This is a genomic window from Ectopseudomonas guguanensis (assembly GCF_900104265.1).
Lineage (GTDB): Bacteria > Pseudomonadota > Gammaproteobacteria > Pseudomonadales > Pseudomonadaceae > Aquipseudomonas > Aquipseudomonas guguanensis.
Genome location: NZ_FNJJ01000003.1, coordinates 417,661 through 433,412, shown reverse-complemented (window position 1 = coordinate 433,412; position 15,752 = coordinate 417,661). Strand labels below are relative to the sequence as shown.

Below are 15,752 nucleotides of genomic sequence, written 5' to 3'. Positions count from 1 at the left end.
AGGCCAGGCGGCCTGCTCAGGGCCGGTTTGCGGGCGGCGTAGAACGACCCTCCCCGTGCGCGTCGAGCTGTGCCAGGTGGCGATAGCCTCCGTACATCAGTGCCCGACCGCGCCGCACCAGGCGACGCACTTTCGAGCGCAGGCTGCCGTCGGCGTGCCAGCCGCGTGTGACCATCGCCGTCCCGAACAGCCCAGCGGCCACTTCTCGCAGGGACGCCCCCGCCAGGGTGGCGTCGAGCGTCTGGAGAGTATGCAGCTCCAGCATGGCGCCAGGGCTCGGCCTGCATCTGGCCGCCGCTGGGGACGGCGTACTAGCGGCAACAGCCAGCTTGTCCAGCTCGGCCGCGAGGGCGCCGTAGCGGACGCAGGGCCGGACGACATGGACGTAGGCCATGCCCTCCTCCAAGCCGGCCGCAATCGCCAGACGTAGACGACAACCAGGCCAGCGCGTCGTCAGCAGCAGGCGCCGGCCATCGTGAACCAGGCATTTGCTGCCCGGGATACGCCAAAAGTTGAAGGTTGCGGCATCGGGCATGGGGTCGACATCGGGATAGAGCTGAAGCAATTCCGGATGGTCGGGAAACCAGATCGGATACGCATCACGCGCATCCAAGCCTGGGTCTTCCAGCAGGCGCAGCCCCCAGCGGTGTGCCGCCTCAGGCCGGTACACGCGATCCCGCCAGTCGCTCTGGTAATCCGGATTCCGACGCAGATATTCCCAGGCCAGAGCTAAATCATCCAGATGCAGTACATAGAGATAGGCCGCAGTGGGATACCACTGCTCGGCGTCGCGGTCAGCCATCAGGCAATCTCCCTTTGCACAGAGTTAGCCGCCACGCCTCGCAACGCGGGTCAAGCTCTCCTCAACACAGCCTCCTCTGGTAATACACCAAGCGACAGTATCAAGACCGATTGACTCCGAAGTGTTGCGTGGATTATCCGAATGCGGCAGCGCCGCTGCCCATCAGTGATGCGGCGCTAGGCATATCCTGCAGTCTTGAGCGTGGGCCATCATGACCGAATTGGTCAGGTTGGTACCGCGGATTGCAACAGTGCCGATTGAGACCGAGACAGTCTGGAATCGGATCGAGCTGATCACAGTGCGCCCCGGCACGGCCTGAGCGGGATAGATGGCATGGTCAGTCCATGATCGAGCCGTTAAGGTGCGCCAGCCGTGTGTACTCCGACAACGTGCGCGCCGCCCGGAAGTGCAGGTCGCGCATGACAGGGCGCTTGAGCGGCCCCACGATGGACAGCAACTCAGACATTTTTACGGTACCCAGCGTGGGCATGCCGATCCCCACGTCGCACAGGCCATAGGCCGTGTCCTCGTCGACCGGGTCGAGCGAAGCCAGAAGCCAGGTCGCATGTGCGTCAGGGGTGAACAGGCGCACCACTGGCAACGGGTCGATGTCCTGGCTCGCCGCTCGGGCTCGTCCGTTCGCCAGCAGCTGTTCGCGCTCAGTCTCGGTGATAAGCGACAGGGTCATGATGACGCGCCGGAATGCGCTCCCGCTCTGCTTGTCGGCGTGGACGCGCAGAGGTGCTTTCGCACGGAGTAACCAACCCGCCGATGTGGATTCGTGCATTCGCTCAGAAGCAAGGATGAGAATTCCTGCGAATCCACAAAGGCACCAAGGCGTGAAAACGGCATTTCGAAAATCAGGAAAGGCACGGAGACGCCTCCACGGTTCTGATGAAATACGCCGGTACGGATTTCCGTAAAAACACGGAAGCGGCGAAAATCCCAGGAAATGAGTTAAAGATAACGTGGTTTTAATTCTCCCCCGAACGGACGCTTCTGTCCATGCAGAAGCGATCCATCCAGCCCGGCCGACCGGCCGGCTCCACCACCTTCGATGCCGAGCTGGCGAAAGCCTTCGGCGCGGCGGTGCGCGCACTGCGCATGGAGCGCGGTATCGCGCAAGAGTCGCTGGCGAACCTGGCCGGGATCGAGCGCTCGCACATGGGCAAGGTCGAGCGTGGTGAGCACATGCCCACGCTGGCGATCATTTTCAAGACCGCCGGCGCGCTCGATTGCAGCACGGCAGAGCTGATGGCTGCGACGGAAAGCCAGCTCGCCGCTTCTAGGGCGTAGTCCCACGACAGCACCCCGCCGCAACGGGCGGGGCGCCGAGGTGGCCGTCAGGCCGCCGGCTTGCTGCGCGACCAGATCAGGTTGTGCGTACCGTCCTCCTCCTCGATCAGCCGGGCGTAGATCGTCGCCGGGAACGAAGGATCGTCGAGGGTCACGGACAGGTAGGGCCGCTCGGCCTGGCTGACTTTCTTCCAGGCCGCGCCGATGTCGTAGCCGCCGGCCGCCTGGATGCGGTAGTCGGGGGCGTTCTCGCCGCTCCGGTCGTTGGGGACGAACTTGACCTTGACGTTGAGCGTCAGGGTGCGGACTGTGCCGGTGAAGCCGTCGTTCTGAGCGGTGAAGGTGCCGATGTTGGCCATGATGATTTCTCCTTGCGGGGTAACCAAGGTCGCGCCCATCGCGTCCTTGTTGTGATCCGGCAGGCGGGAGACGGGCTGGCCGCACCGCGCAGCGGCCGCAACAGCGTGGAGGACCAGGAGGCGCACAGAATTTGTGGGCGAGGAATCCGCGCAGCGGAGGGGAAATTGTTTGCACCGGACGGTTGCAGCCATGAAGCCCGAGGCGCAGCCGTGCCACCGCCAGGATTCACGACAAGCCAAGGACGCACCGGGCCGAACCGCCCCGGAAGGAGACGGGGCCGACTCAGTTTCCTCGCGTGACGGCTTCACCGGCCTGCACCCTGACGCGGGCAAGGCCAATACCCCCGACGACGAGCGAGAACGCCCTTGCCGCAGCCTGCGGCAACAGGCTTGAGGCGTGGACTGGAAACGCCATAGCAAGGCCGTGCGGCATGTCCGTAGCCCGTCCTTCGTGATCTGGAACTAGCAACCGTCAGCGTCGAGGACGGTGCGCGCATGCACAACCTGCCGCAGCAAGCCGGGGCGTAGCCCCATCGTGCTCAGCCCGTTGCGGCGGGGCCATCGAAGGCCCCCGCCAGCGGGAACCGATGCCGTGGCGCGCCAGGCCTTGGCGCACCGCTCCCCTCCTACAATCATTCTTCAGACGTAATGGGCAGAATGCGGGCAGAAGCAGTCACTCTGCGGGGGCTACAAAACCAAGGGCGATCCACACAACTTCCTGAATGCGAGCCCTACGGGGGCAAAGCCCGATATAGCCTACTAACGACCGCCCCTCTGGGCGGTCTCTCTCAGCCTCAGCTGTGGCCTTCATAGAGTTTGATCAGCTCATCGCAGAAGTCTTTATGCCGCGCGAGCTTCTCGTCCATTTCCACCTCTTTGCTAGCAGTAACGCCGAACAGCCGGCGAATGGATTCAAAAATCTTGTTCATTGATAATCTCCATAGCCGAACTCCGGCCAGCCGCCCAACATGGGCCTACCCATTCTGAAACGGTGAGAACGCGAGTTTCGGGCGGACTTTCCGAAAGTTAGCGTGAACCCATAGCCTCTGAGTTTTTCGAAGGTCCCTTAGGGTTAGTTGAATCTGCAAATCTGAAGAGGTGAACCATGGATGAAGAAACGATCAAGCGGCTTATGCCCTTACTGGAAAAAGCCTACGACGATGTTGGTCGAGGTGCTGGAAGGGAGCTAGGAAGCATTCTGGAAGACGTGGTGAAGACCTTTCGCCTGGCGCTTGCTCCCATCCAATACACCGCATTCCTGCAGGATTCACTCAGGGGGCATCTCGAAAAGTGTTTCCGGAAAGTACCCAAGGAAAATCTCATTTCGCCCGCACGGTCGTTGACCTTGCCGATATGTGAGCAGCTCAGGTTTCATGAAGATGGCGTGTTGGCAGAGCTATATACCAATCTGCTTAGCTGCAGCATGGATCGCGAGCGTGTTTCTTACGCGCACCCTGGCTTCATTAATGTGATCGCTCAAATGGCACCTGATGAGGCCTTGTTACTGGAGCAGCTGTCCAGCAGGGAGGGCAAGCTCTTCATTCGTTGCGGCGAGCAAAGCAGATTTCCCTATGCTCCATTAGAGGCTGAGCGGCGCTCGCTATACACGGAGTCGGTATATGACCAGCCGATTGAGAGCAGCATAGAGCCTTTCATGGTCAAGCCGGAAAAGCTAGCTGCCCCGGAGCTATTCCTAACCTATCTAGAGCACCTTGTTTCAATGGGCGTGGTCGAATACACGAACGACCACGGTGTCTACAATCTTGCGGGTGTGTCGCGTAGTGGGCTGCAGATCGAGACGTTTGTAATCAGATTGTCGATGTACGGCAGGCTTTTTCACACTGCCTGTATGGCCGACTCAACCTTCGGCAACGCCTACGATTGAAGTTTGCCCCGCTGGCAGTGTGCTCAATGTCCCGAAGGCAGGTGGCCGGCTTAATCCCCCATCATGAAACCGGGTAAGGAAAAACTGCCGCCTTCCCGTGGTTTGAGACGACCCGGCGCACCGAGGCCGCCAGTGGGTCTAGTACCCCTACTCGATCATCTCCGACACCAGCTAGCACAGAGGCGACCTTGCTGCTCACCGGGGAAAACTCCACCCACACAGCAGCACCCCAGCATCCTTGCCAGGGCGCCGAGTGCATCAAGCCGCCAGCGTGTGACCGTGCGCCTCGTCGTCAGCCTCTGTCGGCTCCGACTCCTTCACCACTTCCCGAATAGTCTGCGCCTCCGCACCCTGCCCTGCCGTGAATACAGCCGGCATCCAGCCAGTGCCTTCGACCAACCGTTCGGCTTCGCTAGCGATGTCGGCCTTCTTGAGCTTGGCCAACCGGCTAACGTCCTTCGGCGCGAACTCACCCACCGCCTCCAGGATCACCGCCTTGGCGACGTGCTTGAAGTAGCCTTCGGCGGTCGGCTTCCACCATACACCCATGTCCAGGCCAACGGCCTGCGCCAGCTCGGCTCCAGGCTGATGCTGGAACGCACGCGGCGTGACCACATCGACGGTCACCGCCACGCACACCGCGAGCAACCGCACCAGCTCGTCCTGGGGCATCGCCAACAACGCAGCGAACAGCGCGGCACTGTCCTGCGGCAGCTTCTCGCCCCATGCCTGACGCAGCTCGCGCAGCGCCACAGCGGCGGGCGACTCCGGCCAGTCCGGAGCCAGGCTATCGAGCCGATCCCGCACGGTCAGGCGCACACCGAGCGGCATGCTGTCGCCGTGATCATCGACCTGCAGGGCGGTGTGCACCATCCCATGCACCAAGGCCGCCAGCGCGACCTGCGGGTGCCGGGCCACTTCGATCTGCAGCGCCGCCGTGCGATGGGCACTCAAGCGCTGGGCCAGCCGGTCGGACAGGCTCGCCGCTCTGGGCAGCTCGGTACCCTCGCCCGCCTTGTCGCTCGAGCCTTCACTGTCGCCGATGCCCTGGCGCAGACGCTCCAGGGTACGCAGCGCATTAGCCTCGGCCTCGCGCAACAGCCCGCGATGGATCACCGCCTCACCGCTGCGGTCGATGGTGACCACGGCGCCGGCCACGCTGAGCACTTCCGGGGTGCAGCCCTGCAAGGACTCAGCTACGGCGTGCAGTTCAGCGGCCACCTGTTCGCGCCGCTGCTCCAGCGTCGACACCTTGCCTTCGTCCTCGGCGTCGTAGGCATCCTCCAGCTCGGCATCGACCTTTTCCAACCGAGCTTGCAGCGAGGCGATACGCCGCGCCTCGCGGGCAGTCGGGTCGCGGCGGATGCGCGACGCGCTCTGGAAGGCTTGCCGATCCGCATAGCTGAACTGCGGCACGGCCTCCACCCAGGCCCAGCCCTCGGCGCGCACATCCTCGGCCAGCGCATCCAGCTTGCCGCGCACCAGCGTCTCCAGCAGCGCGGCATCGGTGAGGTAGGTGCCGCTGTCGTCGTCGGCGAACAGGTCGCGGCGAATGCCGCCACCCGCCTCCGTATAGGCCTCCAGCCCGACGAAGCCCACCAGCGGATGACGCACATCGATTTCACGCTCCGTCAGGCGAGCCCGGAGCGCCGCCGCGCCACGTTGCCACTCCGGCGCGTCGTAGAACGCGGCCTCCTGGGCGGCGTAGTCATCGGTGATGGTCAGTGCCATCAGTTGCTCCAGGGTGACGCAGCCAGCCCGGTAGTCCGCCATCAGGCGTGGCGAGACGTTCGCCAGCTTCAGGCGGCGCTGCACCACCAGCGGAGTGACGCCGAAGTCGGCGGCGATATCCTCGACAGGGCGACCTTCCTTGACCAGCGCGGCGAAAGCCTCGAACTGGTCGGCCGGGTGCATCTGCTCACGCAGCAGGTTTTCCGCGAGGCTGACGGTGCGGGCCGAGGCGTCGGGCACCAGCAGGCACGGCACCTCGAAGTCGGCGGCGATGCGCTTCTTCTTCGCCAGCAGCTTCAAGGCGGTCAGGCGGCGGTCGCCGGCCACCACCTCGTAATGCTTGCCATCAGCGGCGAGGATGACGACAAGGTTTTGCAGCAGGCCGATGCGGGAAATGCTCGCAGCCAGCTCGTCGATGGACAGGCGCGGCGTGGTGCGCGCATTGCGTTTGGAACGGCGTGGCAGTAGTTGCGCCAGCGAAAGCAACAGCAGGTTCTTGGTCGGGTCGGCCACTTGCAGAGTGGGCACGGTGACGGCTTCGGTTGGGAGGGTGGCGTTCATGGTGATAGCTCCATTCATGAGATAACGACAGCGGTGGGAATGGAGGGGCCGACCGCCTGACAGCCCCTCGGGGTGGGGGTCAGGCTTTCAACTGGCGCAGGCCATCGGCCAGCAGCCACAGGGCGCGGTTCAGTCGCAGGCCCTGGTCGATGCCTTGCACAGGACGGGTACGCTGGCGGCGCCCATTGCCGCCGCGACCAAGCAGGCCGCCGCGAATGAGGTTTTCCTGGGTGCGGTTGAACACGCTCCACAGGTCGGCGCGGTTGTCGTCGAGACGGCGCGGGGCCAGCACCTGCCGTTCGGTGATCGGTGCGGGCTTGTCAGGGTCGTCGTACTTGAGCGCCAGCGCAGCACGGGCAAAGACTTCGGCCTCGCCGCCGTCCAGGGTGACGGCCCGCATGGCCTCGCGGGACTGCTGCGCCTGCTCGAAGCCGTGCAACACCTCGTAGGCGCCCTCGATCACCTGGCCGGCCACGTCGCCCTTGTGCGGCACCCGCACGTCCGCCATGGTGTCGCCGCAGACCAGGCCGTTCTGGCAGACGAAGCGGAACATGCCGGCGAGCATCTGGTAGCTGCTCGTTCCGTCATGCGAGTTCAGCAGGATGATTTCGTTGGCCTCACCTCGGGCGCTGATCTGGCTAGCGTGGCGCAGGCGGATCAGGTGCTTGGTGAAGTCGCGCCGGTCGTCCCGGCGCACGCGGGTCTGGCACACCATGAAGGGCTCGAAGCCTTCACCGCGCAGCTCCTGCAACACGGTGGCGGTCGGGATGTAGCTGTAGCGCTCGGAGCGACTTTCGTGCGGGGCCTCGGCGAAGATGGACGGGGCCACGGCGCGAATCTGCTCATCCGACAAGGGGGATTCCGAGCGCAGCACCGGGGAGCGGTACGAGAAGTGGGAAGCCAGTTGCATGGTCGTTCTCCTGACAAGGTTTGCTGGTTACCCCCACCGGATTCCTAGATTCGGAGCCCGCTTTCGGCTCTTCCGGTGGGGTCGGCGCGGAGACCTGGGCTGGCCTCGTTGCCACCGTCTTTCCTGAGTTCATCGCCCGCGACGGTCAGGAGCGCGCGGACGGGGGCCGTCAAGGAGACAAGCGCCGGGTAGGTGCGGCCCGCAGGCGCAGCCGAGGACACGGCCCGGCGCGCCTTGACGGCTCAAGGCCGCGGGCTACAGTCGCGACAAGGTGATGAAGTCAGGGAAAGGCGGATCGACAGGCAACGGCCACAGCGTTGGCGCAGACGCCACGCAAGCGCAGCGCGCAGGCCCTGCGTAGCCGGGCCGAAGGCATCAGCCGAACGCCGTGAGGGAACGATGGAAACCCGAATGGGGCGAGACTCGCGCAGCGTGGCTCGATGCACAGCATGACAACGCGCCCGGCCATTGGCCGGGATGCCCAAAAAACAGAGGTACCTGAAAGCAGGTCGAACAATGGGCTTGGGGGTACCGACAAGCGCAACTCGGCTCATTACGCTGCAAAGCATCCTCACTACTCAGAGAAGACCCATGCGTACCGCACCGACCCCATCCCCGCAGCAAACCTGCGAGAACATCCTGATCGACGATAAAACCTACAACGTCGAGCACAACATCCTGCCCAGCGAAAACGCCATCATTGATCGCCTGCTCGCGCGACGCCTCGAACTGACTGAAGCCTACGGTGAGCTGTACGACAAACTGCACCTGCATCCTCGGGCACTCCCGGTATTCCTGAGCCTCTTGCTCAGTACCGCAGCATTCTGGGCCCCAGATAAGATCGCCAGGGCTCGTGCTCAACGGGACGAACTTATCGGCACCAATCAGCAGATTGCACAGAAAGCCGAGGAGCTGGCCGAACTGCTGGAGCACCGCTCCAACCTGCACAATACATCGGGCTTCAGCAGTGACACTCACTACCATGTGTGTAACGTAATTGAGGATGCAGCGAAGGATCACTACCTCTTCAACGCCTATGTGAAGGAGCGCCTGAACACCGTTCGCAACCAGTTCGAGTGGAAGTACTGGCCCACCTTGGAACAGTTCGTTCGAGCGGTGGCCAGCGATGCAAACACCGCTGAAGTGGAAGCCACAGATCCGCTGACTCGAGCCGCAACCGCAGCCACACGCCACTCGCCTGCGGACTTCTTCAAGGCACTCTTCGTCGCCATCGAGGAGAACAGCGAGCAGAGCGGTGGCCCGCTACCCGAAGGCCTCAAGCTCAGCGATGCCACGCTGGCCTCGCTGGTGAACTGTGCATTGGATCTGGGCCCTGACGAACTGAAAGACAGCGCCTACGTGAAGCGACTGCGACAACGCGAACGCAATATGGACAAGTGATGCACGGCCAGCAGGCAGGGCGCAGCAAAAAAGGGGCCGAAGCCCCCAGCTGTCAGAGCAACCCCTGCTCTGCGAATGATGCAGTCGCCTCGCCACCCACGATGACGTGATCCAGCGTGCGCACATCCACCAGTGCCAGAGCCTCCTTGAGGCGCTGGGTCAGCACCTTGTCGGCCTGACTCGGCTCTGGATTTCCGCTCGGATGGTTGTGCGAGAAAATCACCGCCGCTGCGTTGACGCGCAATGCCTCCTTTACCACTTCCCGTGGATACACCGCCGCCGCATCGATGGTGCCGCGAAACAACTCCACATACTCAAGCAGCCGATGCTGGCTGTCGAGGAATAGCGCCGCGAACACCTCATGCTCGAAACCAGCCAGCTTGGTGCACAGGTACTCCTTGACCAGCTCCGGTGACGCGAACAACGCTCCACGCTGGTATTTTTGGTCGATCACCTGACGCGCCATGTTCAGGATCTGATCTGCAGACGCTGGCAGGTAGCGCCCCTGTGCATCACGCACCAGCAGCATGGCATCGAACGAGGAAAAGGAAAGTTGCGACATGGTCATGCTCCGGTTGCTCGGGCGGAATTGCCCGGAACCGGCGCCAGCACGGCGCAGCGCAGCTGTCAGGGGTCAACGACGGCCGCCAGGACGCCAGCGTGCATGCACGCGCAGCCCTTGACGGCGAGAACGCCGTGATACGGTGAAGGGAACAGCAAGACCGCCCCACTCCACCCATGCCACGGATCGGCAAGCGGAGCGCGCAGGCCCTCAAGGGCCGGAGGCGTTAGGGATCAATGCCGAATGGACACGACTCGGCACGAGGCGTGGCGCGCAGCCCGCGAGCCCGCCGGCGGTACGCCGGGGCACCTTAGCGAATAACGAGCATAGAGCTCGCCACTTCAGGTCAACCAAAATGAATGGACAGGGCATTGGCGAAGGACGGATCTTAGTCCGCTTTAGGCCTATGGATTCAACCGATCGACGTAAACCATTCGGCAAGCGAGGCGTACCTCAGGGTTTTCGGGGGTGCTCATTCAGCTGCCGGGCGACCTCGTCGAGCTTGACCTGCGAATAAAGCGGGAGATCAGTGCTCATCAGAAAATACTGCCGCAGCAACCCGTTGGTGTTTTGAGCCACCTTCATCAGATCACGCATCTGAACGCATGAGCTAGACGATCATGAAGGCAAAATCCAAGCTGAAGCCAAGCTACCGGGTGCGCCCAACTTCTGATAAAGCCGCCACTGGGAGATCGAACCGTATCATGACGTTATCGGACTGGCGCAAGGTATGGCCTTCTCTATCTTTGACGACACGCACGCCGCGACTTGCCAGATCACCCACATTGGTCACAAAGCCCAAGCGTCGAGACGCTGAAGCGTGGAGCTCGTAGCCAATACCCCGATCGTCGACGCAAGACACCCCCACAATATCGATATAGCCGTAGCGCGCATCATCTGAGAGACCTTTTCCCTTCCCTAGCAATCGGCAGCCGTCGCCCCGAAAAATGGTGTCCATGGTGAAGGGCTTGAAAGGACTGACCAAGGTAAATAGAAAGTTGCTCTCGGTTAAGGGGCTCGAATCATCCAGTCCAGCCCGACTCATTACCTTCGCTACTACATTCTCACTGCTAGGCCTTGTGTACTTGACCCCTTCTATCGAGGCCGACTCGATAACCTCCATCATGCTTCTTTGAGGTGCATAGAAGACGCTCCAGACGTTGTCAGGCGTAATGGAATACCAGCCCAGCAGAGTGGCGACCCCAGAAACAACGCTAAGTGCTGCAACACTACGAGCAGCCAGTTTTAGTGAGCGGTGCTCTGCACAGAACAGCCACCAGCTCCCCATCCGCTTGCATCTACCTTGGCCACGAGTTCTTCCCAAGCACTGACGCATCTGCACTCCAGCATCGCTGATAAATTTGACTCAATTCTATCCCGGCCTGAATCGCCCCTTCCAAATCCTGTCGCTGCCGACGGAGGACGGCCTCTCCGATTCGTCCCGCTTTCCTTGTTCATGTACACAGCCACAACACTGATACCGAAGATGTTCATCAGTCGTTTGAGGTTGTATCGGGGGGGGAACTCAGAGAGGGATCATTTCGGCAGATCTTTGAGTAGCCAGATCAGAGCACTCATGTCGACGCCCATGTGTTTCAGCTTCTCAATGTTCTCACGAGTGAAAAAGCGCCAGCCGGCCTCGATCAGATCGCGGCTTTGGCGGATCCGGGTCGGCACTTCACCCACCCACTTGGCTTCGTTGGACAGCGCCTTGTTCCGCATAGAGCTGATCTCCTCAACGGTCTGACGCTGAAGGTTCTCCAAGGGCACCAGCAGCCCGGTGTGAACGGTCACTTTGAAACCATTCTTCATGAAGGCCAAGCCTTCAAGAGTGGCCAGCAGCATTTCCTTGTGAGGCCAGCCCTTGCCGTCATTCGGCCTACGATTGGTGGTCTGCCACACGATCTCGGCCTCCTCCTTGGTCATAGGGACGGACTTCATGATTTGGTTGTCACCGAGATCTGCTCGGCGCTTGATCTGCTGGTATGCCTGCAGGCTTACAGCCCCCATCAGTCGGTTCCGGAGTTCCTGCAGGCGCTTGTAATCCCTTTCGATCTGCGCCAACTCCTCGATCATGCTGGGCAGACTTTCCTTGAAGGCGAGGATCGTTCTGATACGCCTAGCCTTGGCGACCTCACCATCCACCCGCTTACGATCTCGGGTGAACTCAACACCGAACTCACGCCGACCACAATCTTTGCCGATGGCGATCAGAAGCTCGTCTGAGGTTGAGACCAAATACCCTTCAAGATGCTTCTGTCGGCAGTTGGCGATGCCACAGGGGATCATGTCTTTGAAGCGGTAGGGGACAACGACGGACTTGAATGTCCTGTCAGTGCCTTTGAAGGAAAGAGACTCCTGGAAGTTATCGTAAACCAGCAGATCGTCTAGGGACTTGAGGTTGAGAAGCGCGCTATCCAAAACTGCAACCCTCCTACAGTGGCAAAAAGCCTTAACAGGAGAGTAATACTGTGTTTTTGTACAGTCAAGTATCCACTGTCCGTGCACCCAAGGCTACCCCGGCCGAAACCGGGGCAGGCGCCTATTCGGCGTCCTTGAAGCCGCTTTGCATGATGTACACCTGGAACCGGCCGTGGGAGCGGCCGTACGGCGCAAGATCGTGAGGCTGAGCAGGCTACCCACTTTCGACCGTACGATCAGACCAGCGTGTGATGGGCACCTCCACGGGCTGGGCTTTAACTGTGGAGTTGAGCCACGGTAATCTGGCCCGAATATTGGCATGGCCCTATGTCAAAGGAAATGTCCTGATGCTTACGAACCTGCTCGTGAATGATTTTCCCAGCGTCTATGCCGCGCTGGTCGAAGCTTTCCCGCACAAGCCGTGGCTCAGAAGAACTGAGACTCTGGATCAGCACGCGAGGTCGACACCACTGCAGCATGCACTAGCTCGCAAGAACAACGGCATTGCGTACAGCCTCAGCCTGTTCGATCAACACGGACTTGGGCTTATGGATACCCCAGATGAGCCTGAAATAATTGTCGCTCTGTGCCTGATGGCCCAGGCACTTGCTTTGACCAAGGCTTCGGATGGGCGGGCTCGTTCCAGGTTGCTCAAGCGTCTGGAAGGTGCTTTCCGTAACCCTGACGACATGCGAGCGCTGCAAATGGAGCTGCATACAGCTACCCATTTGCATCGACTTGGCTCCCGAGTGGAGTGGTCGGACGAATGCAGCGGGCAAGAGACCTACGACATGCTCATCATTAGTTCTTCGGGTCAGGAGGTTGAAGTTGAGTGTAAGACCTGGTCCGAAGACAAAGGTGTGGCCATCACTGCTGAGCAGGCTGCCGGATTGTTGCAGCACTTGGACGGGATCAAGACAAAACTCATCGAGATCGTTAAACCTGGTGAGGTTCTAGCGGTGACCTTTACCGTTGCAGCCGGACTGCCGAGAGGAGAGCCTGAGCAGCGACGGTTAGCCCTCGACTTGGTTGAGGCCATCGTCGAGTCTCAAACGGAAAAAGTAGACGCAGGCCAGATTAGCTTTCTGAAATTGCCCGCCCCTCTTATCAGGCAGCTTGAGGCTGATGACCGCATTACTTATTGCAGTCAGTTGGTAGATGCTGCAGCAGGACCGGCCGTTGGCTATCGTGCGGTGATAGGTGATCGTCAACGAGCAATTGTTGTGGAGTTGCGCAGCGAACGAGTATCGAAGAAATTTTCACGAATGCTGAAGGATGCCAAACACGCCATTCGTGATCAGATGACTGGGACCAGGCCAGGATGTCTGGTAGTTAGGCTGGAGGGGATATCCGGGCCTGAACTGCTGGAGCGTATTACAGAGGCAGGAGGCGTGCCGACGGTATTTGCACATGCGTTGTTTCAAGATGAGCAGCACGAGCACCTAGATTGCATCGTTTGGATGAGTGATCCGGCGCTTCAGGAGCTCGCGCCCGGCATAGGATCGAGCCAGAGCGTGTCGTACGTGATGCGCCGCTCTCAAGGACGGTACTCAAACCTCAATCTCGGGATAATTTTCAACCCTCACTGAGGCCGCTTACTGAACTTGTATCTGTGTGCGGGCCTGTATCTACCACCCCGTGAGGCTTGGCAAGGTATTGCCGTTACCCCGTGATCGGCTCTCCTGCAGATGGCAGCGGGGCAGTAGACACGCCCCAGGCGTGGCTGCACTTCTATGCGCCACCCCTGCCTTGGGCATGCTTAAGCGCTTCTTCGACCTCTTTACTTCGGGTGAAAGGGATCTCCAGTATTCGCATGACTCACCAGGTTGTTAATTGACAACCTGGCCTTCCTTTAAACGGCGGCATCCAACATCGGTACGGTCACATTGTCCGGTAACAGCTCCGTCGACCATCGATCCAGACATCCTCCATGTTCGCCGCTCCTGCAGCATATGGCACCGCTGTTCCGCATACCCGGCCCTGTTGTAGACCTAGCACGAGGAACGACCATCTCCATGCGCCAGGCATTCTCAATCCAGTCGCCATTGAAGCCTACTTCATTGAGCAGCGTGGAACCGCTCCTGCACAGGTCGTGAACCGTCAACGGCTCCAACGGCAGGACCCGCTTCTGTGCGCAAAGTGATGAGCTGGGTAATCCGGTTCAAGATAGCCTGCGACATGCAGCGGTGAAAGTCATAGTGCGAGACTGCACGAATTTCAAGCCAGCGGTACAGGTATGCAGCGCCACGAATATATCTAGGGACTGACCTGCTAGATAGGCTACGTGCGAGCCGCAAATAAAAAAGCCGACCTTACAGAGGCAAGGACGGCTTCAAAATTGGTGCCCGAGGCCGGACTCGAACCGGCATGCCATTGCTGGCGAGGGATTTTCGTCCCACTTCGGCTTTCGCCGCCGCCCTGCAAATCGCAGGACGTTCGTGGGCTGGAGCACGCCTTCACCATAGCCTTGCGGCCGTAGGTGCCCGCCGTCTGCTCTCTACACCTTCCCAAGCAGAACTTGGGCTTGGCTCGGCGTTGGCTCGGACACCGAAGTGCCCAGGGCTTTCGCCGAATTTGACGGGCTTCACTTCGGACGTTTCCCTCCGAAGGCTCAAATTGTTTAAGTCCCCTGTGTCTACCGATTTCACCACTCGGGCGTAGTGCGCAACGCACAAAAACATCTACCGCTGTCTACTGGCCCCTAGCTGGCCCCTAGCTCGCCAAGACTAACTACGAAGTTACATCCTGACTACTCACAACTCACTGTCGCCATTAACTTTTTAGCCCAACTGCACAAGCTGAAAATGCTTGACAAGTCGGATTTTAAGTCTCCTGCGTCTACCGATTTCGCCATTCGGGCGGTAGCGCTGTGCGAAGGGCGGACTATATACAGCCCTCCGCGTCCTCGCAAGGCATGCACAGCACACCCCGGAGAATGAAAAAGGCCTCGTAAATCATTGATTTACGAGGCCTTTTGGATTGGAGGCTGAGGTCGGAATCGAACCGGCGTTCACGGATTTGCAATCCGGTGCATAACCACTCTGCAACTCAGCCATGAAGCAAACGAGCCGCCTTGGCGACTCGTGTAAAACTGGAGCGGGAAACGAGACTCGAACTCGCGACCCCGACCTTGGCAAGGTCGTGCTCTACCAACTGAGCTATTCCCGCTTGTCTTGTCGACGGGCGCCATTTTATAGAATCGAATCGCGCCGTCAACCCTTTGATTCGAAAATACTTATTTCTTTTCAGAGGTGGTGCTGAGGTGCGGCCAGGCGGCCAGCAGGTACTGCAGCATCGACCACAACGTCAGCACCGCTGCGATCACCAGCAGGATGTATCCGACCACCACCCAGAAGGTGAACACGGGCGGATTGCCCAGCAGGATGACCAGTGCCAGCATCTGCGCCGCGGTTTTCCATTTGCCGAGGTTGGAGACGGCTACGTGCGCCCGAGCCCCCAGCTCGGCCATCCACTCACGCAGTGCGGAGACAACGATCTCGCGACCGATGATGGTCGCTGCCGCCAGGGTCAGCCAGAGGTTGGAATGCTCCGCAACCAGCAGTACCAGCGCTACCGCCACCATCAGTTTGTCGGCTACCGGATCGAGAAAAGCGCCGAACGGAGTGCCCTGCTCCCAGCGGCGAGCCAGGTAGCCGTCGAGCCAGTCAGTGGCGGCAGCGACGGCGAAGACGCCGCTGGCAGCCCAGTAACTCCAGGAGAACGGCATATAGAACAGCAGGATGAAGACCGGAATCAGCGCGACCCGGAGCACGGTAAGCAAGTTGGGGATATTCATCGGCACAACTAGGCTGCGAAGTGAACGG

General features: G+C 60.5%; 14 protein-coding genes, 2 tRNA genes and 1 pseudogene. 4 read left to right on the top strand and 13 right to left on the bottom strand.

Annotated elements, in window-relative coordinates; genetic code table 11:
* Positions 1–16 precede the first annotated feature (16 nt).
* Positions 17–802: a DUF2285 domain-containing protein gene (locus tag BLS61_RS06755; protein ID WP_090429110.1), complete on the bottom strand. Its 786-nt coding sequence runs from the start codon at positions 800–802 to the stop codon at positions 17–19.
* A gap of 337 nt (positions 803–1,139) precedes the next feature.
* The gene (locus BLS61_RS06750) at positions 1,140–1,490 is read right to left on the bottom strand and encodes a DUF2958 domain-containing protein (RefSeq protein WP_090429179.1); all 351 of its coding nucleotides are present in this window, start codon (positions 1,488–1,490) and stop codon (positions 1,140–1,142) included.
* Positions 1,491–1,807: 317 nt separating this feature from the next.
* Between BLS61_RS06750 and BLS61_RS06745 the strand changes: the two genes are divergently transcribed.
* Positions 1,808–2,098 (top strand): helix-turn-helix domain-containing protein, encoded by a 291-nt coding sequence (locus tag BLS61_RS06745; protein ID WP_090429107.1) that lies wholly within the window; start codon positions 1,808–1,810, stop codon positions 2,096–2,098.
* Positions 2,099–2,145: 47 nt separating this feature from the next.
* Here the strand turns inward: BLS61_RS06745 and BLS61_RS06740 are convergent, their stop codons facing one another.
* The gene (locus BLS61_RS06740) at positions 2,146–2,457 is read right to left on the bottom strand and encodes a DUF736 domain-containing protein (protein WP_090429104.1); all 312 of its coding nucleotides are present in this window, start codon (positions 2,455–2,457) and stop codon (positions 2,146–2,148) included.
* Positions 2,458–3,251: 794 nt separating this feature from the next.
* Positions 3,252–3,386, bottom strand: a complete 135-nt coding sequence (locus BLS61_RS23975) for a hypothetical protein (RefSeq protein WP_276524459.1) — start codon at positions 3,384–3,386, stop codon at positions 3,252–3,254.
* Positions 3,387–3,562: 176 nt separating this feature from the next.
* On the opposite strand from BLS61_RS23975, the gene BLS61_RS06735 reads away from it, so the two are divergent.
* The gene (locus BLS61_RS06735; RefSeq protein WP_090429101.1) at positions 3,563–4,342 is read left to right on the top strand and encodes an Abi-alpha family protein; all 780 of its coding nucleotides are present in this window, start codon (positions 3,563–3,565) and stop codon (positions 4,340–4,342) included.
* 258 nt (positions 4,343–4,600) lie between these two features.
* Here the strand turns inward: BLS61_RS06735 and BLS61_RS06730 are convergent, their stop codons facing one another.
* Entirely contained in the window at positions 4,601–6,634 is a 2,034-nt protein-coding gene (locus BLS61_RS06730) for a ParB/RepB/Spo0J family partition protein (RefSeq protein WP_090429098.1), read from the bottom strand.
* A 79-nt stretch (positions 6,635–6,713) separates the two neighbouring features.
* Positions 6,714–7,544 (bottom strand): DUF932 domain-containing protein, encoded by an 831-nt coding sequence (locus tag BLS61_RS06725; protein WP_090429095.1) that lies wholly within the window; start codon positions 7,542–7,544, stop codon positions 6,714–6,716.
* A gap of 591 nt (positions 7,545–8,135) precedes the next feature.
* On the opposite strand from BLS61_RS06725, the gene BLS61_RS06715 reads away from it, so the two are divergent.
* On the top strand, positions 8,136–8,945 hold the full coding sequence (locus tag BLS61_RS06715; protein ID WP_090429092.1) for a hypothetical protein: 810 nt from the start codon (positions 8,136–8,138) through the stop codon (positions 8,943–8,945).
* 52 nt (positions 8,946–8,997) lie between these two features.
* Here the strand turns inward: BLS61_RS06715 and radC are convergent, their stop codons facing one another.
* The 4 genes and pseudogenes from radC to BLS61_RS06700 all read right to left on the bottom strand — a co-directional run bounded on the left by radC (position 8,998) and on the right by BLS61_RS06700 (position 11,928).
* Positions 8,998–9,507 carry a RadC family protein gene (radC, locus tag BLS61_RS06710; protein ID WP_090429089.1) on the bottom strand — a complete coding sequence of 170 codons (510 nt, stop codon included), beginning with the start codon at positions 9,505–9,507 and terminating at the stop codon, positions 8,998–9,000.
* 453 nt (positions 9,508–9,960) lie between these two features.
* Positions 9,961–10,080: pseudogene (locus BLS61_RS23360) on the bottom strand (IS30 family transposase); the annotation flags it as partial.
* A gap of 76 nt (positions 10,081–10,156) precedes the next feature.
* Entirely contained in the window at positions 10,157–10,843 is a 687-nt protein-coding gene (locus BLS61_RS06705; protein ID WP_139205537.1) for a hypothetical protein, read from the bottom strand.
* Between the two features lie 200 nt (positions 10,844–11,043).
* Positions 11,044–11,928: a hypothetical protein gene (locus BLS61_RS06700; RefSeq protein ID WP_090429083.1), complete on the bottom strand. Its 885-nt coding sequence runs from the start codon at positions 11,926–11,928 to the stop codon at positions 11,044–11,046.
* 347 nt (positions 11,929–12,275) lie between these two features.
* Between BLS61_RS06700 and BLS61_RS06695 the strand changes: the two genes are divergently transcribed.
* Complete coding sequence (locus BLS61_RS06695) at positions 12,276–13,517, top strand: response regulator (protein WP_090429080.1); 1,242 nt, start codon at positions 12,276–12,278, stop codon at positions 13,515–13,517.
* 1,391 nt (positions 13,518–14,908) lie between these two features.
* Here the strand turns inward: BLS61_RS06695 and BLS61_RS06685 are convergent.
* The 3 genes from BLS61_RS06685 to pgsA all read right to left on the bottom strand — a co-directional run bounded on the left by BLS61_RS06685 (position 14,909) and on the right by pgsA (position 15,724).
* A tRNA-Cys gene (locus BLS61_RS06685) sits at positions 14,909–14,982 on the bottom strand.
* A 38-nt stretch (positions 14,983–15,020) separates the two neighbouring features.
* Positions 15,021–15,096 (bottom strand) — tRNA-Gly (locus BLS61_RS06680).
* A 67-nt stretch (positions 15,097–15,163) separates the two neighbouring features.
* Positions 15,164–15,724: a CDP-diacylglycerol--glycerol-3-phosphate 3-phosphatidyltransferase gene (gene pgsA / locus BLS61_RS06675; protein WP_024308167.1), complete on the bottom strand. Its 561-nt coding sequence runs from the start codon at positions 15,722–15,724 to the stop codon at positions 15,164–15,166.
* Positions 15,725–15,752 lie beyond the last annotated feature (28 nt).